Origin of the sequence: Huijunlia imazamoxiresistens (genome assembly GCF_037132455.1) — a bacterium.
Classification (GTDB): Bacteria; Bacteroidota; Bacteroidia; order Chitinophagales; family Chitinophagaceae; genus Flavisolibacter; species Flavisolibacter imazamoxiresistens.
The window spans coordinates 1-21,282 of sequence record NZ_JBBBEI010000010.1 but is presented as its reverse complement, the minus strand read 5'-3'; the positions used below and the strand labels follow the sequence as shown (position 1 = coordinate 21,282).

Annotated in this window: 13 protein-coding genes; 10 read left to right on the top strand and 3 right to left on the bottom strand. The window is 57.8% G+C overall.

The genetic code is table 11. The annotated features are described in order from the left end of the window. Positions 1-102: 102 nt before the first annotated feature. The gene (locus V9K67_RS13450; protein WP_336723271.1) at positions 103-1,626 is read left to right on the top strand and encodes a malate:quinone oxidoreductase; all 1,524 of its coding nucleotides are present in this window, start codon (positions 103-105) and stop codon (positions 1,624-1,626) included. Between the two features lie 686 nt (positions 1,627-2,312). Here the strand turns inward: V9K67_RS13450 and V9K67_RS13445 are convergent. After that, a complete protein-coding gene (locus V9K67_RS13445) occupies positions 2,313-2,939 on the bottom strand; it encodes an RNA polymerase sigma-70 factor (RefSeq protein ID WP_336723269.1) in 627 nt (208 codons plus the stop codon). 187 nt (positions 2,940-3,126) lie between these two features. On the opposite strand from V9K67_RS13445, the gene V9K67_RS13440 reads away from it, so the two are divergent. The 9 genes from V9K67_RS13440 to V9K67_RS13400 all read left to right on the top strand — a co-directional run bounded on the left by V9K67_RS13440 (position 3,127) and on the right by V9K67_RS13400 (position 16,761). After that, complete coding sequence (locus tag V9K67_RS13440; protein ID WP_336723267.1) at positions 3,127-3,342, top strand: hypothetical protein; 216 nt, start codon at positions 3,127-3,129, stop codon at positions 3,340-3,342. Positions 3,343-3,545: 203 nt separating this feature from the next. After that, complete coding sequence (locus tag V9K67_RS13435; protein ID WP_336723265.1) at positions 3,546-6,746, top strand: SusC/RagA family TonB-linked outer membrane protein; 3,201 nt, start codon at positions 3,546-3,548, stop codon at positions 6,744-6,746. 91 nt (positions 6,747-6,837) lie between these two features. Further along, positions 6,838-8,301 carry a RagB/SusD family nutrient uptake outer membrane protein gene (locus V9K67_RS13430; RefSeq protein WP_336723262.1) on the top strand — a complete coding sequence of 488 codons (1,464 nt, stop codon included), beginning with the start codon at positions 6,838-6,840 and terminating at the stop codon, positions 8,299-8,301. 185 nt (positions 8,302-8,486) lie between these two features. After that, positions 8,487-10,949: a zinc-dependent metalloprotease gene (locus V9K67_RS13425; RefSeq protein WP_336723260.1), complete on the top strand. Its 2,463-nt coding sequence runs from the start codon at positions 8,487-8,489 to the stop codon at positions 10,947-10,949. Between the two features lie 148 nt (positions 10,950-11,097). Continuing rightward, positions 11,098-12,789 (top strand): peptidase dimerization domain-containing protein, encoded by a 1,692-nt coding sequence (locus V9K67_RS13420; protein ID WP_336723259.1) that lies wholly within the window; start codon positions 11,098-11,100, stop codon positions 12,787-12,789. A gap of 162 nt (positions 12,790-12,951) precedes the next feature. After that, positions 12,952-13,263 (top strand): hypothetical protein, encoded by a 312-nt coding sequence (locus V9K67_RS13415; RefSeq protein WP_336723257.1) that lies wholly within the window; start codon positions 12,952-12,954, stop codon positions 13,261-13,263. A 418-nt stretch (positions 13,264-13,681) separates the two neighbouring features. Further along, a complete protein-coding gene (locus tag V9K67_RS13410) occupies positions 13,682-14,767 on the top strand; it encodes an RsiV family protein (RefSeq protein ID WP_336723256.1) in 1,086 nt (361 codons plus the stop codon). Positions 14,768-15,023: 256 nt separating this feature from the next. After that, a complete protein-coding gene (locus V9K67_RS13405; RefSeq protein WP_336723255.1) occupies positions 15,024-15,311 on the top strand; it encodes a hypothetical protein in 288 nt (95 codons plus the stop codon). A gap of 337 nt (positions 15,312-15,648) precedes the next feature. Then, entirely contained in the window at positions 15,649-16,761 is a 1,113-nt protein-coding gene (locus tag V9K67_RS13400; protein WP_336723253.1) for a hypothetical protein, read from the top strand. Positions 16,762-16,774: 13 nt separating this feature from the next. Here the strand turns inward: V9K67_RS13400 and V9K67_RS13395 are convergent, their stop codons facing one another. Both V9K67_RS13395 and V9K67_RS13390 read right to left on the bottom strand, forming a co-directional pair. Then, positions 16,775-19,927, bottom strand: a complete 3,153-nt coding sequence (locus V9K67_RS13395; protein ID WP_336723252.1) for a ligand-binding sensor domain-containing protein — start codon at positions 19,925-19,927, stop codon at positions 16,775-16,777. 178 nt (positions 19,928-20,105) lie between these two features. Beyond that, the gene (locus tag V9K67_RS13390; protein WP_336723249.1) at positions 20,106-20,705 is read right to left on the bottom strand and encodes an HD domain-containing protein; all 600 of its coding nucleotides are present in this window, start codon (positions 20,703-20,705) and stop codon (positions 20,106-20,108) included. Between the last annotated feature and the right edge of the window lie 577 nt (positions 20,706-21,282).

Genomic DNA, 21,282 nt, shown 5'->3' with positions numbered 1-21,282 from the left:
ATAATTTAAACTCTTCCGAATAAAAAAGTGATTTTCCTCAACTTCAGCCGGTAGCATAGTATTTTTGCGGGGAAATTCATTTTTAATCTTAGGAGGCAGATAATGAGTATAAAAGAAAATGCTTCAGCAACCCCGCACGTGGTGCTGATTGGCGCAGGGATCATGAGCGCCACTTTAGGTATGTTGATCAAGGAACTGGAACCCGATTGGACCATCGACATTTTTGAACGACTGGACGTGGCGGCCGCCGAAAGTTCGGACGCCTGGAACAATGCCGGTACGGGCCATGCGGCTTTCTGCGAGCTGAACTATACCCCCGAAAAGGCCGACGGTTCCATCGATACTTCCAAAGCCGTCAAAATTGCCGCTTCTTTCGAAGAGTCGAAGCAGTTTTGGGCCTACCTGGTGGAAAACAAGATCCTGTCCGCGCCCGCTTCCTTTATCCGCAGCATTCCGCACATGAGCTTTGTGTGGGGCGACCAGAACGTGAACTACCTGCGCAAGCGGTATGAAGCCCTGCAACAAAACCACCTCTTCAAAGGAATGCAGTATTCCGAAGATGCCAAGCAACTCTCCGAATGGATTCCCCTGATCATGGAAGGCCGTGACAAGGACGGCAAGGTGGCCGCCACCAAAATGGACCAGGGTACCGACGTGAACTTCGGTGCGCTGACCCGCAGCATTTTTAACCGCCTGAAGAGCATGGACGGCGTGCACATGTTCTTTAACCATTCGGTAACCGACCTCGACCAGGATGATCATGGCTACTGGGAAGTAAAGGTAAAGGACGAGAATTCCGGTAAAAAGCGCGAAGTGCGGGCGGCGTTTGTCTTCATCGGCGCCGGCGGCGGCTCCCTGCCCCTGCTGCTGAAGTCGGGCATCCCTGAAGGTAAGGGCTATGGCGGCTTCCCCGTAAGCGGCCAGTGGCTGCGCTGCACCAACCCCGAGATCATTGAAAAGCACAACGCCAAGGTATACGGATTGGCGGCCGTAGGTTCGCCTCCGATGTCGGTGCCCCACCTCGACACCCGCTGGATCAAGGGCAAACGCGAACTGTTGTTCGGCCCCTATGCCGGCTTTACCACTAAGTTCCTGAAGCAGGGTTCCGCTATGGACCTGTTCAAGTCGATCAAGATCAATAATATTCGCCCCATGCTGGCAGCGGGCATCAAGAACATCCCGCTGACCAAATACCTTATCGAGCAGGTACGCCTGACCCCCGAAGGACGCCTCGAAGCGCTGAAGGATTATATGCCGGATGCTAAAATGGAGGACTGGGACCTGGAAGTTGCCGGTCAACGCGTGCAGGTGATCAAGAAGCACCCCGAGCACGGGGGGGTACTGGAGTTTGGCACCGAGGTGGTGAGTGCGGCCGATGGCTCCATAGCCGCCCTGCTGGGAGCCTCTCCCGGCGCCTCCACTGCCGTTTCCATTATGCTGACGCTGCTGAAGCGCTGCTTCCCGCAACGCCTCGCCTCGCCCGAATGGAACAAAAAACTGTCGCAGATGATCCCGTCCTATGGCAAGTCGCTGGCGCAGGATGCCGCCCTTTGCCAGGAAGTGCGCTCCTGGACCAACAGCACGCTGGGGCTGGCCCCGGCCTATGTGGAAGAGAAGGTGCATTAAGGAAGCGCGTTCGTTTGCATCTGTTTTGCGGAAGCCCTTTTGCTCCCTGCCCCGGCAGGAGGCGGAAGGGCTTCCGCTTTTTAGCGGACTGAGCCGTAAGGGTTGGGGTACCGGATGGGTAGGCCGGGCTACGGGAAAACGCTTGGCTCTTTTGTTTTTAAGTCGCTTTACTTCTAGTTCTTTATAATTTATTTTAATTTCGAATATGGCTGCAAGGTTTTGCAACACGTGAGCCCGGTGGTGCTAAAGGGCATTAACATAAAGATTATTTAATATAAACTGCTGAGCGTACCGGATCGGAAGAATTATGGTTACTTGCAGGCCCATTCCACGAGGGCCCGGCGGCCATAGCCGGAACTTATCACCTTATCCATTCACTAAACGGTAAAACCATATGAACACGCAACAACAATTGTCTGTACGTGCGGCGCACGAAAGAATCCCCAGCCCGGAAAGAACAGGATCCGAACCTTCCCGAGTACGCGAAAGGAGCGAGCGCTCCCGGGAGCTTTCCCGCCAGGAGCAGCCTGCGTCTACTTCCCGCAGGGAAGCAAGCCGGGAGGAAAAAGGCCGGAAATCCTTTTACCGCCAGGTTGGCAATTACGATGATCTTTGAGCGGAAAAACCTATTGATGAAAGCCTGCTGAAAAGCGGGCTTTTTTTATGCCCCTAAATTCTTTAAATGTTCATGCTGCCGGGTGAAAACAGGCATACAGGTCGGTGATCAGCATGCCCCCCGCCACCACGGCGCGGCTGAGCTGGTAGGTGCCGATCCGCTCCCGCATGATCCGCAGCGCCTTGCCCATGTGCTTTTCCACCGTGCTCACCGATATCTTCAGCTTTTCGGCAATGGCGTGGTGCGACAAATGGTTGACCCGGCTCAGCACAAACACCTCGCGGCATTTTTGGGGCAACCCGTCGATCACTCCTTTTACTTCCTCCTGCAACAACTTGACGTCGATCTCTGCCTCGTGCTCCTCGTTCACCACGGAAGGATGGATCGTCTTCAGCCGGTCGTGGCGCTTCTTGCGCGAAAGCTCCTCGCGAAAGCGGTCGATGATCCGGTTGCGCAGCAGCGTGTGCAGGTAGGCCGGCAGGTTCTGGGTGTGCCCGATCTGCTCTCTCTTCATATATAATTGTACAAATACATCCTGCACCACCTCGCGGGCATCCTCCCGCGAACGCAACCGCTTGAACGCCGCGTTCAGCAGGGAAATGAAGTAACGGTCATAGATGGTGTCAAATGCTTCCATATCGCCCATTTTCAGCAATCCAAAAATTTCACTGTCGGTACATTTCTTAAGATCGGCCATCGGATTAAAAAATTTTACATTTAAAGTGTATTGTTGACAATCAAAGTTACGACATTGTTTTTTCTAAAAAAAGTTTAAAAATATAATGGCGGTCAAGAATTTTAAGATCGTTTAACTATAAAAGGACACGGATATTAGGAATCAATATTTGTTCTTTACATACGCTTACCCTTAAAAAGAAGAAGAAGTGGACAACCGAATCACCGCTGACATCCTGGAAAAATACCGCAGCGGCAGGTGTACCGAGGCCGAACGCCGGCTGGTGGAAACCTGGTACGCTTCTTACGAAAACAGGCCGCCCCTGTTCGAAGACGAACAAAGCGCGGCGGCCCTGCGGTTGCGGGATGAAACAAAGACCCTCCTGAAGCGCCTGCTGGGCGATGAAGGACCGGGCATCAAATAAAAAGCATCATTCAGCCATACGGAAGCGCCAGGTGGGAACCTGGCAGTCGGAACGATCCCGGCGGAACCCTGTTTCCGCTCCGGCCGGGCATTCCCTGACCAAACCCAATGTTTAACCCTAAACCCAAAGCACGAGAAAAAATGCGAATTTCTAAGGATGGTAAAGGCATGCGGCAGCAGCTTCCCTCCACAACCCACCGATGTATGAAACTGACCGCCCTGTTCCTGTTGACGGCGTGCCTGCAGGTAAATGCCGGGGAAATAGACGGCCCTTCCACCGGGGCTGTCGCCCACAACCTGCCGCCCGTGACCATTGGCGGTAAAGTGACCGATGAAAAAGGCGAAGCGCTGGCCGGCGTAACGGTACTGGTAAAAGGATCGAATATCGCCACCACCACCGACGCCCAGGGCGGCTTTTCGGTCAAATGCGCCGATAATGCCGTGCTGATCTTTTCCTCCGTAGGCTTTAAGGCCAAAGAAGTGCCGCTGAAAGGCAAATCCGGCGCCCTGGCCGTGGTGCTGGGCGCCGCCGAAGCGTCCCTGAGTGAAGTGATGGTAGTCGGCTACGGCACCCAGTCGAAAAAAGAATTTACCGGCTCGGCCGCCTCCGTTTCGGGGGATAAATTAAAGGATGCCGCCGTGCAGAGCTTTGACCAGGCCCTGGCCGGGCGGGCGGCCGGCGTCAACATTACCCAGCCCAACGGCGTACTGAACAACGCCCCCGTCATCCGCATCCGCGGCATCAACTCCATCTCCCTGAGCTCGTACCCCCTGGTGGTGGTAGATGGCGTTCCCATCAATACCGGCGAAGTATCGGCCAACGCCACGGTGACCAACAACCCCTTGGGCGATATCAACCCCGCCGACATCGAGTCGATCAGCGTGCTGAAAGACGCGGCCTCCACCTCCATCTACGGCTCGCGGGCCGCTGCCGGCGTGCTGCTGATTACCACTAAAAAAGGAAAGAGCGGCCGCGCCAAGGTGACCTACGAAGGCTGGGTAGGGGTGACCAAACCCATCCGCCTGCCCAAGATGCTGAACGCCGAGCAGTTCATGATGATCAAGAACGAAGCGGTGCTCAACTCCAAAATCCTCACCGGCAACGAAAACAACGCCAGCGTGGCCTCGGCCCTGTTCTTCCCCACCTACGATGCCGACAGCAACATCGTCAATACCAACTGGTACGACCAGGTGTACCGCACCGGCGTGGCGCACAACCACAGCCTGGGCATCTCGGGCGGCTCGGAAGCCACCACCTACTACTTCTCGCTGAACTACAGCAACCAGGACGGCTTTATCAAGACCAACAACTTCCAGCGCAAGACCGTCCGCTTCAATGTCAACCATAAAGCCAACGACTGGCTGAGCCTCTCGGGCAACGTCAGCTACAACAACAGCTACAACGCCTCGCCCAATACCGGCTCGCTGAGCGGCAACGCCTTCCAGCTGAACGGCGTGGCCCGCCTGGCCTGGCTGACCGCCCCCAATGTGTCGCCCTACAACCCCGACGGCACCTACAACATCAGCAGCGCCAATACCATGGGCATGGGCAACAACCGGGTGGTGAGCAACTTTTACAATCCCGTACCCCTGCTCGAACTGGACCGATATACCTCCGAGAACGACCGCATCCTGGGTACCTTCGGGGCCACCGCCAAGCTGCTGAAGGGCCTCGAGTTCAAGACCAGCTACGGCCTGGACCTGCTGCAGGTGGAGAATAAGCTGTTCAACAGCCCCGTCCACGGGCCCGGCTTTGCCAACGGCGGTACCGCCACCAACGTGGCCTCGCGCTTCAACAGCTGGAACTGGACCAACACCCTGGGCTACTCGAAGAAATTCGCCAATACCCACAACCTGTCGCTGCTGGCCGGCTATGACGTGCAGTCGTTCCACAACACCCGCTGGGGCGCTTCCCGCACCCAGGCGTCCGACCTGTTCTTTGACGACTACGAAGGCTCTTACGGCCGCATCACGCCCATCACCAACAACCTCATCTCGGATAAAGCCTACGCCTCGGCCTTCTCGCGCCTGTCGTACGACTTCCGCAGCAAGTATTTCTTTACCATCAACTTCCGCCGCGACGGCAACAGCGCCCTGGGATCGGGTAAGAAATACGGCAACTTCGGCGGCATCTCGGGCGGATGGGCCCTGTCGTCGGAAGACTTTTACAAAAGCTCGTCCCTGTATGACATCGCCAACAACGTGCGGCTGCGGGCTTCCTGGGGCCGGGTAGGCAACGGCAACCTGACCAACCAGTACGCTTCGCTGATGCTCTACAACTCCTCGCTTTACGGCAATGCCGCTACCTGGAACTTTTCGCAGGCCGGCAACCCCGACCTGGGCTGGGAAACTTCCGACCAGACCAACATCGGCGTGGACCTGGGCCTGTTTCGCGGCAAGGTGCAGGCAGAGGCCACTTATTTTAACAACAACATCAACGGCCTGATCCTTAATGCGCCCCAGGCACCTTCCAAGGGCATTCCCGACAACGGCATCCTGGTGAACGTGGGCTCGATGTACAACCGCGGCTATGAATTCGCGCTCAGCGGCACGGCCGTGAAGAAGGGAAGGTTCTCCTGGACCCCCTCGATCAACTTCACCACCATCAAGAACCGGGTAACCGAGCTGGCCGGCGGCAACCTCGACATCGTGGGCTCTACTTCCACCGCTGCCGAAACCTCCAACATCACCCGCGTGGGCTACTCGGTAGGCAGCCTCTACGGTGCCAAGACCAACGGCGTGAACCCAGCTACCGGCCAGCGAATCTTTGTCAACAAGGCAGGGGAGCAGGTGCAGTACAGCCATGCCGTTCCCGCTGGCGGCAGCCGCTGGACCTACCTCGACGGCAAGCCGGCCCCGGCCATCACCGCCGAAGACTTCTACATCCTCGGCAACGCCCTGCCCACCTGGTACGGCGGTTTCAACAACTCGCTGAACTGGGGCAACTTCGACCTGAACCTGAGCTTCACCTTCTCCGGTGGCAACTTTATCCAGAACGGCACCCGGGCCACCCTGCGCGACCAGCGGTTTTGGAACAACAGCACCGAGGTGCTTGACCGCTGGACCACCCCCGGCCAGGTGACCGACGTGCCCCGCGTAGTGTACGGCGACCTGCTGTCGAACGGTTCTTCCTGGCCCATCTCGGCCAACGTGGAAAAGGCCGACTTCCTGAAGCTCAAAACCACCTCGCTGGGTTACCGCCTTCCGACGGACCTGATTGCCCGGGCAGGCCTCAGCTCGGTACGGGTATACGCCCAGGTGTTCAACGCCTTTATGCTGACCAATTATAGCGGCTCCGACCCCGAGATCTCCTCCAACGGCAACTCGAACCTGACCCCCGGCGTGGACAAGAACTCCGCTCCCCAGGGCCGCACCTTCACCTTCGGCCTGAACGTAGGTTTCTAAGAGTGAATGGTCCTCCAATAAAAAAATCGGACAGGTGGGCAACACCTGTCCGATTTCCCGAAAAACTCCTTCCAACACAAAAACATCAGACATGAAAACGCTCTCCATAAAAAGTTTAGGTATCAGCCTGGTGCTGGCGGCTGCGCTGGCTTCCTGTAAAAAAGAATCCGAAATGCTGAACCCGGCGCCCGAAACCTCGATCCTCGACGCCACGGCCTTTTCCACCCCCGAGCGGGTGCTGGGACTGGTGAACGGCATGTACACCAAGGTGAAGGACCCGCAGTTTTACGGCGGCAAGTACGTGATGTACGGCGAGTTCCGGGGCGAGGAATTCCTCAACCGCACCGCCAACATCTTTACCGGCTACGACAGCTGGAGCCACACCCTCAACTCCAGCTCCAACGAGGTGCAGAACCTGTGGACCGCCGCCTACGGCGCCATCAACGCCATCAACGTCTTCCTCGACGGGCTGGCCGCCAACAACGCCAAGGTGACGCCTGCCCTGGCCACCCAATTCGCGGCCGAAGGGAAATTTTTACGCGGCCTGAGCTACTTCACCCTGGTTACCCTGTATGCCCAGCCCTATGTAAAGGACGGGGGCTCCTCGGCCGGCCTGCCGCTGCGCCTGGCAGGAGAGACCTCCACCGCCCACAACGACCTGGCCCGCAGCTCTGTCGCCGAAGTATATGCGCAGATCCTCAAGGACCTGGACGAGGCCGAAGCCGCCCTGCCCGCAAATTATACCTCCGACCTGCTGAACGCCAGCCGGGCGCATAAGAATGCCGCCATCGCCCTGAAGACCCGGGTGTACCTCAACATGGGCCTCTACGACAAAGTGATCGAGGAAGCCCGCAAGATCGTTCCGGCCACGGCACCCTATAAAGCGCCTGCAGGCGTGGCCCACCAGTTGGCTACCGACATCCAGGCGATCTTTGCCTCCAACTATACCAGCACCGAATCCATCTTTTCCCTGCCTATGACCGACCTGAACTCCTCTACCGGCCAGAACTCCCTGGGCTATATCTTCAATGCCGCCCCGAACGGCAATGCCGAATACAGCCTGAACCCCTCCGGCATCATGGGCAATACCGGCTGGCGGGCCACCGACAGCCGCCGCGGCTTCCTGACCGTTGCCAGCGGGGCCACCTTTTTGAAAAAGTACAACAAGCCCGCCCCGTATACCGACTATGTGCCCGTGATCCGGTATGCCGAGGTGCTGCTGAACTATGCCGAGGCGCTGGCCAAGACCAACAACCTGCCGCTGGCCACCGACCTGCTGAATGCCGTTCGCCACCGCTCCGATGCCTCCTACGTGTTCCCGGCCCAGAAGACGGCCCTGTCCGCCGACCTGGTGCAGACCATCTGGGAAGAGCGCCGCATCGAGCTGCTGGGCGAGGGTTTCCGCTCCAACGACCTGCTGCGCAACCTGCTGACTATCCCGGCCAAGGGCAGCAGCAGCCTGTCATCGCCCGCGGTAGCACCCTCCAACGCCGCCTATATCTTTCCCCTGCCCAACAACGAGATCCTGACCAATAAGCTGCTGATAACCAAATAAGCAATAGGCCATTGGCAATATGCAAAAATGATTGAGAAAACCACCGATGCTGCTACCGCTCCAGGGCACTGCGGCTTGTGCGCCAAACTCCGGCCGTTCCCGGCAGGAGGAGCGGTGAAGCCGGTGGGAAAGAGCCACTGACCATTGACTAATGACCATTGACCACTGACCCTAAAAATCGTTACATGATAAAAAAGATCGTTCCCTTTTTCCTTCTTCCCGTTTCCCTTTCCCCCGTGCTGGCGCAGCAGGCAAAAGCGCCGGCCGAAGCAAAGGCACAGGCCACTTCCATAACTGCCGCTACCGCGGGCATGCAGCACCTGCCCGGCTTTATCCCCATGTACTGGGATGCGAAGAAAGGACGGCTGTTCCTCGAAATCGACAAGCTGGATACCGAGATCCTCTATTTTGCTTCTCTTTCCGCCGGCGTAGGCTCCAACGACATTGGCCTGGACCGCGGCAAAATGGGGCCTTCCCACGTGGTAAAATTCCAGCGCTCGGGCAACAAGGTGCTGATGACCGAACAGAACTACGACTACCGCGCCACCACCGACAACGAAATGGAAAAGCGGGCGGTGGAAGAGTCCTTTGCCCACTCGGTGCTGGCCGGCTTCGAGGTGGCAGCCGACGAGCCGGGCCGCGTGCTGGTGGACGCCACCGCCTTCTTCCTGCAGCAGGATGCCGTAGGGGCGGCGGCGGCCATCAGCCGGGCCAAGCAGGGCGTGTACCGCATCGATCCCCAGCGCTGCGCCTTTTACCTGCCCTATACCAAGAACTTTCCCCTGAACACCGAGGTGGAGGTGACCACCACCCTCACCGGCGAGGGCGCCGGCACCTACCTGCGCGAGGTGGTGCCCACGCCGGGCGCCGTTACCCTGCGGCAGCACTTTTCCTTTGTGCAGCTGCCCGACAACCAATACAAGCCCCGCGCCTTCGACCCCCGCGCCGGCATCGGCAGCATCAGCTATTTCGACTATGCCACCCCGGTAAGCGAACCCATTGAAAAGCGCTTTGTCCGCCGCCACCGCCTGGAAAAGAAAGACCCCAACGCCGCCGTCAGCGAAGCCGTAAAACCTATTGTGTATTACGTGGATCCCGGCACGCCCGAACCCATCCGCAGCGCCCTGGTGGAAGGCACGGCCTGGTGGAACGAGGCGTTTGAGGCCGCCGGCTTCAAAAACGCCTTCCAGGTAAAGCTGCTGCCGCCGGATGCCGACCCTATGGATATCCGCTATAACCTCGTGCAGTGGGTGCACCGCTCCACCCGCGGCTGGTCGTACGGCGGCGGCATCACCGACCCCCGCACCGGCGAGATCATCAAGGGCAAGGTCACCCTCGGCTCGCTGCGGGTGCGCCAGGACTTCCTCATCGCCCAGGGCCTGCTGGCCGACTTCGAGGACGGCAAGCCGCTCTCGCCCCAGATCGTGGAAATGTGTATGCAGCGCATGCGCCAGCTGGCGGCCCACGAAGTAGGGCATACCCTGGGCCTGCCGCACAACTACATCGCCTCCACCACCGACCGCGCCTCCGTAATGGACTACCCCCACCCGCAGGCGAAGCTGGGCAAGAACAACCAGGTGGACCTGTCCGACGCCTATGCCAAGGGCATCGGCGACTGGGACAAGGTGGCCGTCACCCTGGCCTACCGCCAGTTTCCCCAAAAAACCGACGAGAAAAAGGAGCTGGAAGGCCTGGTGCAGGCTTATATGAAAAAAGGCCTCCGCTTCCTGACCGACCAGGACGCCCGCCCCACCAGCAGCGCCCACCCCAATACCCACCTCTGGGACAACGGTAAAAACGCCGTGGACGAGCTCAACGAGGTGATGAAGGTCCGCTCCGTGGTGCTCAACGGCTTTTCGGAAAAAAAGATCCCCACCGGCGCCCCGTTAGCCACCCTTGAAGAAGTGCTGGTGCCGATGTATTTCTTCCACCGCTACCAGGTGGAGGCAGCCGCCAAGGTGCTGGGCGGCGTGGACTACACCTACGCCCTCCGCGGCGACGGCCAGAAGCCCAACCTGCTGGTGCCGGCTAAGGAGCAGTACCGGGCCCTCGACGCCCTGATGGCGGCGGTGCAGCCCGAAGCGCTGGCCCTGCCGTCCAAAGTAGTGGACCTGATCCCGCCGCGACCCTTCGGCTACAACAAGAACGAACGGGAAACCTTTAAGGGCTTCACGGGCATGACCTTCGACCCGCTGTCGCCGGCAGATGCCGCTGCCGGCATGACCTTCGGCCTCATCCTCGACCCCCAGCGGGCGGCCCGCATCCTCGGCCACCACGCCCTGCACCCCGAACAGCCTTCCCTAAACGACCTCATCGACCGCATGGTCGCCGCCACCTGGAAGAAAGGGGAGAAGGACGGCTATGCCGGCGAGATTAGCCGGGCCGTGAACATCCGCCTGCTGCAACAGCTGGTGAGCCTGTCGGCCAACAAGGATGCGGCGCCCCAGGTTCGTGCCATCGCCGGCCAGAAGGTGAAAGAGCTGGAGCAATGGCTGTCGGCCACCACCGCCAAAGGCAAGGACTGGCAGGCCCATTACGCCTTTGCAGTGGCGCAGATCAAGAACTTTGAAATGAACCCCGCCGAACCCCTGCCCGGAACGCCGGTTTCCATGCCGGACGGAGCCCCGATTGGGATGATGTGCGAATAAAACTGAGTTTACGAGTTCGGAGAAAGTTCCTGGGTTCCTATGTTTCTGAGTTTCTGAGTTTAGAACCGTTTCCGCCCTTCCTAATACCCCAATTAACCAATTAACCAATTCCTTTTTCCCAAAAGAGTCACCTCAAAAAATTACTGTTATGAATGAAAGAAAAGCAATCAGCCGCAGGCTGCTGGGCGTGGGCGCCGCAGTGCTGCTGGGACTGAATACCGTGGTTCCTGTAGCGGCCCTGGCCGGTGGTCCCGGAGATCCCCCCGGGAAGAAAGAACCCCCGAAAGTTTCCGCCGCCAAGCTGAAGGCGCTGAAGCTGGAGCTGATGGCCGAGATTGAAAACCAGAAAGTGCTGACCCAGCAGATGGTGGACATGGTGTTCAGCTATGGCGAGCTGGGCTTCCAGGAAAGCGAAACCTCCCGCTACCTGACCGATATCCTGAAAAAGAACGGCTTTACCATCGAGATGGGCATGGCGGGTATCCCCACCGCCTGGACCGCCAAATGGGGCTCGGGCAAACCGGTGATTGCCGTGGGCAGCGATATCGACTGTATCCCCAAAGCCTCCCAGAAACCCGGCGTGGCCTACCACGACCCCATCATCGAAGGCGCCCCCGGCCATGGCGAAGGCCATAACGGCGGCCTGCCCCTGAACATCACCGCCGTGCTGGCCTTGAAAAAGGTCATGGAGCGGGAAGGCATTCCCGGCACCCTGGTGCTCTGGCCCGGCGTAGCCGAGGAGCAGCTGGGCACCAAGGCCTATTATGTCCGCGACGGCTACTTCAAGAACGTGGACGCCTGCATCTTTACCCACGTGGCCAGCAACCTGGGCGTATCGTATGGCGATGGCGGCGGCAACGGCCTGGTGTCGGTGAAATTCTCCTTCGACGGCGAGGCGGCCCATGCCGGCGGCGCCCCCTGGCGCGGCAAAAGCGCCCTGGATGCCGTGGAGCTGATGAACGTAGGCTGGAACTACCACCGCGAGCACCTGGAACCCACCCAGCGGTCGCACTACGTGGTGACCGACGGCGGCGACCAGCCCAACGTGGTGCCTTCCAAATCGGCTGTCTGGTACTACTTCCGCGAACGCACCTATCCCAAGATCAAGCAGATGTACGACGACGCCGTCAACATCGCCAAGGGAGCGGCCATGATGACCGGCACCAAGATGTCGTATACCGTGCTGGGCAGCGCCTGGCCGGGACATTTCAACAAGCCCATCGCCGAGACTATGTACGAAAACATCAAGGCCGTAGGCCTGCCGCAGTGGAGCGCCGATGACCAGACCCTGGCCCGGGCGGTGCAGAAAGAAGTTGGCGCCCCCAAAACGGACGGCCGCGGCCGCCCCATCGACGGCCTGGATTCCAAAGTGGATACCATCGGCACGCCCGTAAAATTCTCCATGGGCGGCGGCTCGGACGATATCGCCGACATCTCTTGGACCGTGCCCACCGTAGTGCTGCGCTTTCCCTCCAACATCCCCGGCCTGCCGGGCCACCACTGGGCCAACGCCATTTCGATGGCTACCCCCATCGCCCACAAAGGTGCTACCGCCGGCGCCAAGGCCGAGGCCATGACCCTGCTGGACATGTTCCTGAAGCCCGAAGTGCTGACCGCCGCCAAGGATTATTTCGACAAGGTGCAGACAAAAGAAACGAAATACATCCCGCTGATCTCGGCCACCGACAAGCCCGCCATCGAGCTGAACAAGGGCATCATGGAAGAGTACCGGCCCCGGATGAAGGCCTTTTATTATAACCCCGACAAATACAAAACGTACCTGGAGCAGCTGGGCATTACCTATCCCACGCTGCGCCCCGCCGAGGTTTCGCAGAAGTGAACCCCGGGTTACCTGTCATAGCGTGTGTTTTTTAGGAGAGCCGGCGGTTGCCGGCTTTTCCTTTTTGGGACGGTTTGCTCTGCTACTGGCACTATTTTAGAAGGAGAGGATTCACAGATATAAAAAAACAGAGCTTTTTAATCATCACTAAACCTTGTTGTTATGAAAAAGATCATCAGTGCAGGATTGTTCGCCTTGTTCCTGGGGCTCTCTTCCGGGGCCTCGGCGCAGGAAAAGGTGAAAGAAGAGGTAAAGGATGCCGGTAAGGGAATCAAGAAAGGTGCAAAGAAGGCGGCCCATAAAACGGCCGAGGTGACCTCCAAAGGCGCCTCCAAGGTTTTGGACAAAACGGTGGACGGCAAAGCCGGACCGAGCGGCGAAACCATCTATATTGACGGACAATCGCGGTATTACTGGGTGGATAAAAAAGGCCACAAGCAATACGTGACCGAAGCCGAGCTGAAGACAAAATAGCGACGCTTCGATCATCGCCATATAGTACCCTGAAAAAAGCTGGTTGCCGACCGGCTTTTTTCATGTCCCTGCTTTTCGCGGCCCGCCCTTTCCGGTTTTCAAAATTGGGGAAGGCATCCTCCTCAAATGTTTCCGCTTACCCCTGAACGATAGGCAGGCGAGCGGCGCTTTTCCTTACCCGGCCGCCAGGAGGATGGCTGGAACGGTCTTTTTATCTTTATCGTCCAAAGGCCGCCACGCTCTGAAAAAAAAGTTATGCCACCCATTCCGGCCTTCCTGGTAACCACTCCCCGGGCCTTATCCGTTTGCACCGGTGAAAACCAACAGTACTGCCTACATCTTTAGGAAAGCAGCTTCCGCCCCTTCGTGTAAAAGGACAAATGAATTATATTTATTCACCTTCCAAACGAACCAAGACATGAAAGGAATCTTTACGCTTTTCTTTTTACTTACCTGCTTTTACGGATTTTCCCAAACAGCGGCACCTTCCGGCTGGTATAAAATGCTGGCGGGCAATATCGATCGCTTCCCGGTGACCCTGCACCTGCACAAAGCAGGCAACCATTACCTGGGCTTTTATTACTACAATGCCCGCCAGCAACCCATTTATTTTTTCGGCCAGTCGCTGGCCGGCACCGACAATATCCGGCTGGCCAGCTTCACCGGCGGACGGCCCACGGAGGAATTTACCATTTCTTTAACCTCATCGGGGGCGGCCGGGTTTTGGAAAAAAACCGGCGACAGCCTGTCGTCTTCGTTCCTGGCCGTGGAAATGAAAGCGCCGGTCGGCTGCACCTACGTCTATACCACCGGCTCGGTAAAGCCGGACCAGCAGGATGTGCCCGGCGCCCTGTTCGAGGCGGCATCGGTCTGGCCCCTGGGCAACGGGCCGATGGAAAATTTTATGAAGGAGGTGATCCGGCAGTCGTTCTGCAGCGGCTCCGACAAGCAGGAGGAGATCGGTGAATGGTTCCTGAAGGAAAAGCGTTCGTTCCTGGCCGGTTACCTCGATGAGTACAACAAAGGAACACGGCCGGGTCCCAGTGTGGCCGGCGCACCCTACAACATGACGGTTTCCGACCGGCTGGTATTTGTCTACCAGTCGCCCCGGCTGGTGACCCTGGCGCGCATCAATTATTCCTACGTGGGCGGGGCGCACAGCAATTACGGCACCACCTACGCCGTGGTGGACCTTATGAGGAAAAAGACCCTGGCCCTGACCGACATCCTGAGCCGGTTTGGGTGCGAAAAGCTGGAGGGACTGCTGGAAAAAAGCTTCCGCGAACGCTACCGGCTCAACCCGCAGGACTCCCTCACCGCAGGAGGATTGTTTTCCAATCACCTGAAACCCACCGACAACTTTTTTGTAACGGCCAAAGGCATCGGCTTCAATTACATTCCTTACCAGATCGCTCCCTACGCCCTGGGTGAGATCACGCTGTTTATTCCCTTCAAGGAACTGGAAGACTACCTGCTGCCGGCATTTAAGGGACTTCTCCAGTAAGTAGGAATTGGTTCATTGGTTCATTGGTTCATTGGTTAATTGGTTCATTGGGCATTAGGCAGAAATAGTTTTGTTGCAGGGAAAATTCCTGCGACCAAGGGTTCGAAACTTTTTAAAGGTTCTGAACCCTTTTCTTTTAAGGACTGTTCCCCCTGCCCAATGAACCAATGAACCAATGAACCAATTAACTAATTCCCTCTTTCCCCAAGTGGTGCTTCACTGGAAAAGCGGTAACTTACCGGGCAAACGATTGACCATGAAAAATGTAAAGACGATCAGTGTTCCTTACGAAGGGAAAGGGCATAAGATTTCCTATACAGTGGAGTCTATCGACCTGGGCCTTCCCGACCTCCAGTTTGTCAATGTATATACGGTCTTTCCCCATGACGGCGAGGTGCGTACCCTGGCCGGCGACCACTTCACCTTCCTGCATAATTTCGTTCAGTTTGCCACGCCCCGCTTTTTTTCGAACCCGGGCAACCTGCCGGAAATGAACCTGAAAAAAACCATTGCACAGCAGATCCTCAACAACCCCACAGAATAAACATCATTTTTTCCAGGGAGAAAGGGAAGAGTGCCACGGCCTCTTCCCTTTTTGCTTTCCGGCGGGCATCTTGACAAGGCCCTGTTTTTTGTGTATACTTGCAGAGGCTGTGGCGAAGGCGCCGGCCCTGTCTTCCTGTTCCCATCGATCCCTTGTTCCTTCTATTGCAATCCCGCCCTAAAAAAGCAAACGGTTTTTTTACCACAAACGTTTTAAAATTAGTCCCTTGATACGCACGTCTAACCCAGGTATGTCCCTGCCGCTTGTTTTGATCTGCCTTCTGTGGGTTGCCTGCCGGAAGCCCGGTGAGGAAAACGCCAAACCCCCTTCGGGTACGGTGGCTATCACGAAATTCTGGTCGGAGCAGTTTGCTTCCGGCAAAGAGCTGAATTTTTTGCAAAAAGGAGGGGGCGGCAATGCCGGTACGGACGGCAATGCGGACCGGCGCATTTTGATGGGCACCCGCGACAATGCCACGGCCTATGCCGGCGCGGAGATCTCCGTGTCCGATCCGGCCCTGCTGCCCTATGTAAAGGTTCGCTTCGCCTCCGCGGAAAGCGGCCACCAGGAGGTGTATGGGGAGGGCAGCCTTTCCGGTACCACCGCTTCCGTGCAGATGACTTTGGAGACGGGGGGATCGTTGCCCTTAAAGGAATATATGCTCCTGGCCTGGGTGGACGCCAACAAGAACAACCTGGTGGATAGCGGGGAATCCTCGTCCTTGTCGGACGGGACCTTTGCGATCGTTAATCAGAAAGCCTATACATCCGCTATGGGCGTGCTGCAGCTGGCACTGGCGCTTTCCGGCCTGCAGCGGGCCGGTGCCTTTTTACGCAGCTTCCTGCAGCACCAGCCGATTAATTATGGCGGCTCCTACAACTGGTCCGACCTGCCGCTGGCCGACCTGGAACCGAAACTGCGGTCCAGCCTGTCCTATCAGGTGGGCTTCGACTATGATGCCTCCGGCCGGGCCCTGGTGCGGAATTTCGTCTTTCCGAAAGGTTCGGTGCTGGGGGCGGATATCCGGGCGTCGCAAGCGTTCCGGGAAGTGATCGGCACGCTGCTGCACAACAACCTGCAGCGCATAAAATCAGGCAATTGCCAAACGGGCCGGCTGGTGCTGGAGCTGCCCTCCCTGATCCGGTATGTTTCTTCCGCCCCGGCCCTGGACAAGGACCTGTATAATGCCTTTGGTACCGCCACGCTGACGGGCCGGATCTCCATTGCCGCGGGCTGCCGCACCGACGGGAAGGCGATCCTGGATACGTTGGAAGTGCAGGCCACGCTTACCGATCTGTATGATTTTAATTACCAGCCCACTTCCGGCAATATCGGGCCGGCCGATTACAGTGCGGTGGTCCAGGCCGGGTACGGCACCCTGGGTGCCGGCGGCCACATCTTCCGCACGGCGGTGGTGCTGGATACCGTTTTTACCCAATATGCCTATTAGAAACCTCCTGCGCTCATAACTTTTTTTCCAGCCGTTTCAGCGGCAGCAGGATCTCGAAGGCAGCGCCTTCGTTTTCCTGCGAATGGGCTGCTATGGAGCCGCCATGGCGTTCCACGATCTTTTTGCACAAGGCCAGGCCCAGGCCGGTGCCTTCGAATTTGTCCTTGGCATTGAGGCGGGTGAAGGTGCCGAAAATGCGCTCCGCGTATTTCTGGTCAAAGCCGATGCCGTTGTCCTTAACGATGATCCGCGCCCATTCTTTGCCCTGTTTGGAAAAGATTTCGCTGGAGAGGGCGATCACCGGCGGGCGGCCGGGTTTGGTAAATTTCAAAGAGTTGTTGATCAGGTTGTAAAACAACTGGTACAGCAGCACCGGGGCACCTTCCACGACGGGCAGGGGAGCGTGCTGGATGACGGCGGCTTTTTGGTGGATCAGCACCTCCAGGTCCGACTCGATATGTTTCAGCACCTCGTTCAGGTTTACCGGTTCGTAGGTTTGCTCCTGGGCGTTGATGGTGGAGTAGGCCAGCACGCCTTCAATCATGATAAACATCCGGTCCACGGCGCTGTGTACCTTGTGCAGGTAATTCTTTTCCCGGTCGTTCAGCCGTCCTTCCAGCGCTTCCGTCAGGAAATTGGTAAAGGTTTTCATTTTGCGGACCGGTTCTTTCAGGTCGTGTGAGGCTACGTGGGCAAACTGCTGGAGGTCTTCGTTGGAGCGTTGCAGCTCGCGGGTGCGTTCGGCCACCAGCACTTCCAGCTTTTTGGTGTAGCGGAAATACTGGTTCACCGCCAGGCCCGCCGCCAGCAGGTACAGCAGGAAGGCCCACCAGCTGCGGTGCCAGGGCGGCAGCACCACCACCCGCAGCAGGGTTTTTTCGGCGCTCCAGACGCCGGCGGCGTTGGTATGTTTCAGTTTGAACAGGTAGGTGCCTTCCCGCAGCCGCGAGTAGTGGGCCGTTCGGATTTTGCCGGCATCGGTCCAGCCTTTGTCCCAGCCCTCGAGCCAGTAGGCGTAGCGGATGTTGCCGGGCGCCCGGTATTCGAGGGCTACGAAGGAAAGGGTGATCATGGCGCGGTTGTAGGGCACCGTTACCTCTACGATGCGGTCTCCGGTTTTTTTGGAGATATAGGAGTCGTCCTGTTCGATGGGCTCGTTGTTGATCTTCAGGCCCGTCAGTTGCGCCTCGGGCATGGTTTCGAAGTCCACCACGCTGTCGGGGTTGAAGTAGGTGTAGCCGCGGATGCCGCCGAACAGGAACTCGCCCGTGCTCAGTTTGCCGGCCGCGTTAAAGTTGTACTGGTTGTTGGGCACGCCTTCCGCCAGGGAAAAGGTGCGGAATTCCTTTTTCTGCGGGTCGAAGCGCGACAGGCCGGTAAAGGTGCTGATCCACAAGCGTCCTTTGTTGCTTTCCAGGATGCGGAGGATGGTATTGCCCGGCAGGCCGTTGGCGGTGGTGTAGCGGGTATAGCGGCCGGTTTGCCGGTCGAACTGCAGCAGGCCCGCCCCGTCGGTGCCCACCCAGAAGTTGCCCTGCCGGTCTTCCAATATGGAGCGCACCGGGTAGCCGATGGTAAAAAAGCGGTGGCGTCTGCCTTGCCGGTCAATTTGGATCAGGGAAGAGTAGTTGCCGCCCCAGAGGGTGCCCCGGCGGTCCTCCGCCAGGCACTGCAGGTTTTCCAGCCGACGGTCGAAGAGTTCGAACCGGTTGCTGTCGCGGTTCAGCCGGTACAGGGTACCGTTGTTGGTGGTGCTGGCCCAGAGGGTGCAGTGGCGGTCTTCATAGACTACCCATACGTTCTTTTCTTCGGCTCCGGTAAAAGGGTTTTCGCAGGCGAACCGTTCAAAGGGGCCGCCGGGTTTGCGCAGGCGGTTGAGGCCGCCATTCCAGGTGGCCAGCCAGGTGGCGCCCTCGAAGTCGCGGGCCATGTAGGTAATGATGTTGCTGCTGATCGATTGCTCGTCCCGGGGCCGGTGGGTATAGTAGGTATACGTATCGCGGTGGCGGTCCCAGTATTTCAGGCCGGCGCCCGAGGTGCCGATCCAGACGTTGCCGCCCGGGGCTTCGCAAAAACTGTTGATGAAGTTGCGGGCGGGTTCTTCCGCCTGGTCGAAGATGGAGAAAACGCTTTTGAACGGGTTGGGCCGGGGTTCGATAATGTTGATGCCGCCGCGGAGCGTGCCGATCCATTTGCGGCCCTGCCGGTCGAGGTACACGGTGGTTAGGGAGTTGCTCGTAAGCCGGTTGCGGGTGCCGGCCACCAGGTAGGGCTGGGCCTGTGGGGCACCGGGCGGCAGCGCCAGCAGGCCGTTGCCGTCGGAGGCCAGCCAGAGCATACCGTTGGGGTCGGCAGTAATGTTGATGATGCGGGCCGGTTCGGCCAGGTAATTGGCGGAAAAGCGGCGGGTAGCGGCATCAAAGCGGTACAGGCCGTTGTCGGTGCCCACCCAGAGCTGGCCCTGGCGGTCGGTCCGCAGCACGTTGATCTTTTTCTGGGCGGCGGAGACGATCTGCACGGCGTTGTGCCGGCTGTCGTATAGTCCCAGGCCTTCGTTTTCCACGAACACCCACAGGAGGCCTTTCTGCGGATGGGTTTCCATAAAGCGGGCGGCGTAGGCCCCGGTCCTGGCAGAGCGGTGCAGCAGCGGCACCTGCATGCCGTTGAGTGATCCGGCGGGGAACCGCAGCAGGCCCTGGTGCTCGGTGCCCACCCAAACATCGCCCTGTGCATCCGTTTTCACCTGCTGGATGCTGCCGGAAACCCGCAGGCTGTTCAGCTTTCTCCAGTCGGAAAAACGGACCGGGGAAAAGGAGCCCCGCAGGGGATGGTAAACCGCCAGGCCCTGGCGGGCGCCGATCCAGAGGCGGTGGCTGGAGTCGCCTTCAATGGAATAGATGGTATTGCCCGGCAGGGAGGCAGTGTCGCCCACCTGGTGTTTAAAGACGGTGAATTCGTAGCCGTCAAAGCGGTTCAGGCCGTCGTAGGTGCCGAACCACATAAAGCCGTTATGGTCCTGGTAGACGCAGACGACGGAATTATTGGAAAGGCCCTGTTCGATACCCAGGTAAGAGGTAGCCGGGCCGTCAAAGGCATGCAGCCGATGGAGGAGGAGGAGATAAGCCAGTAAGAAAGCAAGCGTATGTTTCTTTAAAAGTGACCCCATATGGCGCGATAAAGTAAACCAGTTCCGTATCCCTTAGTAAATGATATGGCTCTGTGTGGCAATATAGCAAAATTTGAAACCATTATTATGGCAGGGATTGGGATGCCTGTCGTCATTCCCCGGGGACTGCTCGCTTTCGGTGACGAACAGGTGAAAAAGGGGGCGCCGGGGCAGGGGTTCAGGGTTTCTTTCTTTTCCAGCGGTTGTTTTGCCCCCGTTTGCTCGGGGTGCCGGCCTGGAGCAGGCAGGCGGCCACTGAATCGCGGGCCCGCTGGTACAGGCGGCGGTCGCCGCTGGGGATGCGTTTCAGCAGGTCGCTGCATTCGCGCAGGAAGGTAGGGGCGAATTCGGGGTCGTTGGCGAGGAGGCCGGAGCAGTTGTCAATGATGTCGGCGTATTTGACCGTTTGGGAGGAGCCGCTGGTTTTGGCGATCCGGGCCGCCTCCCGGGTTTTGCGCTGGCGCCGGTTCCAGTAGGGATACTTTTCTTTCAGGTAGACGTCGGTCAGCTCTTCCACCAGCTGTACGGTTTTCAGGGCGGTGGGCGGGTCCATGACGGTCAGCAGGAATGCCTGCAGCTCGGCCTTGGTCACCGGGGTATCCTCGAGCACGTCGTGGAGGAGGGCGGCGGCCAGCACGGCAGGGTCATCCGTATACTGGCGGCACATTTCCATGACCCGTATGGGGTGATGGATAAAGCGTTCGGCGGAGTATTTCCGCGTCTGGTCGCCATGCGCCTGGTCGGCATAGGCCTGTATTTTTTGCAGGGTTTCTTCCATATGCAAGCGGTTGAGGTAAAAACAACGGAATAATTGCTGCAAAGGCCGTTCCGGTAAACAGGGGAGGAAAGGAGGATAGGGCCGGCGTACGGGGGTAAACTAAAGAAAATGTTAAGAAGGAAAAGAAAAGGCTTGGCTTGTAATGGATGGGCTTGTATCTTTGCGGCCCGCCAAACAAATAGAGGCGGTTGTTCTTTACGGTGAGGGGAAAATAAGGGTGAAAAAATAGCCGCCGGTTTTTAAGAAAAAAGATTTGGCAGCGTAGCCGAAAAGCTCTTATCTTTGCACCCGCTTCGATAGAAAAACAGCTCTTAACTTCCTGAAAATCAAATCAAAATGTTCTGAAAAAACATTTTGACGGAATGAAGAAGCCGCTTATCTTCGCGCCCCGCTTCAGAAATGAAGGGGTGGAAAAAAAGAAGTTCTTAGCCGCAGGGCTAAAAATATACAAAGATCTTTGAAAGATTGGAAAGCAACAGCAAGTTTCTCTTAACTGAGGAACAAGCATAGGTAAATCCGAGCAAACATAATCGAGACACTAAGACTCGTTAAATACCCTTAAATGAGTATATTAATT

What these genes read in the sequence shown, in the direction of transcription:
- V9K67_RS13450 (WP_336723271.1), top strand. Translation starts at nt 103, where the DNA reads ATGAGTATAAAAGAAAATGCTTCAGCAACCCCGCACGTGGTGCTGATT.
- V9K67_RS13445 (WP_336723269.1), bottom strand. Translation starts at nt 2,939, where the DNA reads ATGGCCGATCTTAAGAAATGTACCGACAGTGAAATTTTTGGATTGCTG.
- V9K67_RS13435 (WP_336723265.1), top strand. Translation starts at nt 3,546, where the DNA reads ATGAAACTGACCGCCCTGTTCCTGTTGACGGCGTGCCTGCAGGTAAAT.
- V9K67_RS13430 (WP_336723262.1), top strand. Translation starts at nt 6,838, where the DNA reads ATGAAAACGCTCTCCATAAAAAGTTTAGGTATCAGCCTGGTGCTGGCG.
- V9K67_RS13425 (WP_336723260.1), top strand. Translation starts at nt 8,487, where the DNA reads ATGATAAAAAAGATCGTTCCCTTTTTCCTTCTTCCCGTTTCCCTTTCC.
- V9K67_RS13420 (WP_336723259.1), top strand. Translation starts at nt 11,098, where the DNA reads ATGAATGAAAGAAAAGCAATCAGCCGCAGGCTGCTGGGCGTGGGCGCC.
- V9K67_RS13415 (WP_336723257.1), top strand. Translation starts at nt 12,952, where the DNA reads ATGAAAAAGATCATCAGTGCAGGATTGTTCGCCTTGTTCCTGGGGCTC.
- V9K67_RS13410 (WP_336723256.1), top strand. Translation starts at nt 13,682, where the DNA reads ATGAAAGGAATCTTTACGCTTTTCTTTTTACTTACCTGCTTTTACGGA.
- V9K67_RS13405 (WP_336723255.1), top strand. Translation starts at nt 15,024, where the DNA reads ATGAAAAATGTAAAGACGATCAGTGTTCCTTACGAAGGGAAAGGGCAT.
- V9K67_RS13395 (WP_336723252.1), bottom strand. Translation starts at nt 19,927, where the DNA reads ATGGGGTCACTTTTAAAGAAACATACGCTTGCTTTCTTACTGGCTTAT.
- V9K67_RS13390 (WP_336723249.1), bottom strand. Translation starts at nt 20,705, where the DNA reads ATGGAAGAAACCCTGCAAAAAATACAGGCCTATGCCGACCAGGCGCAT.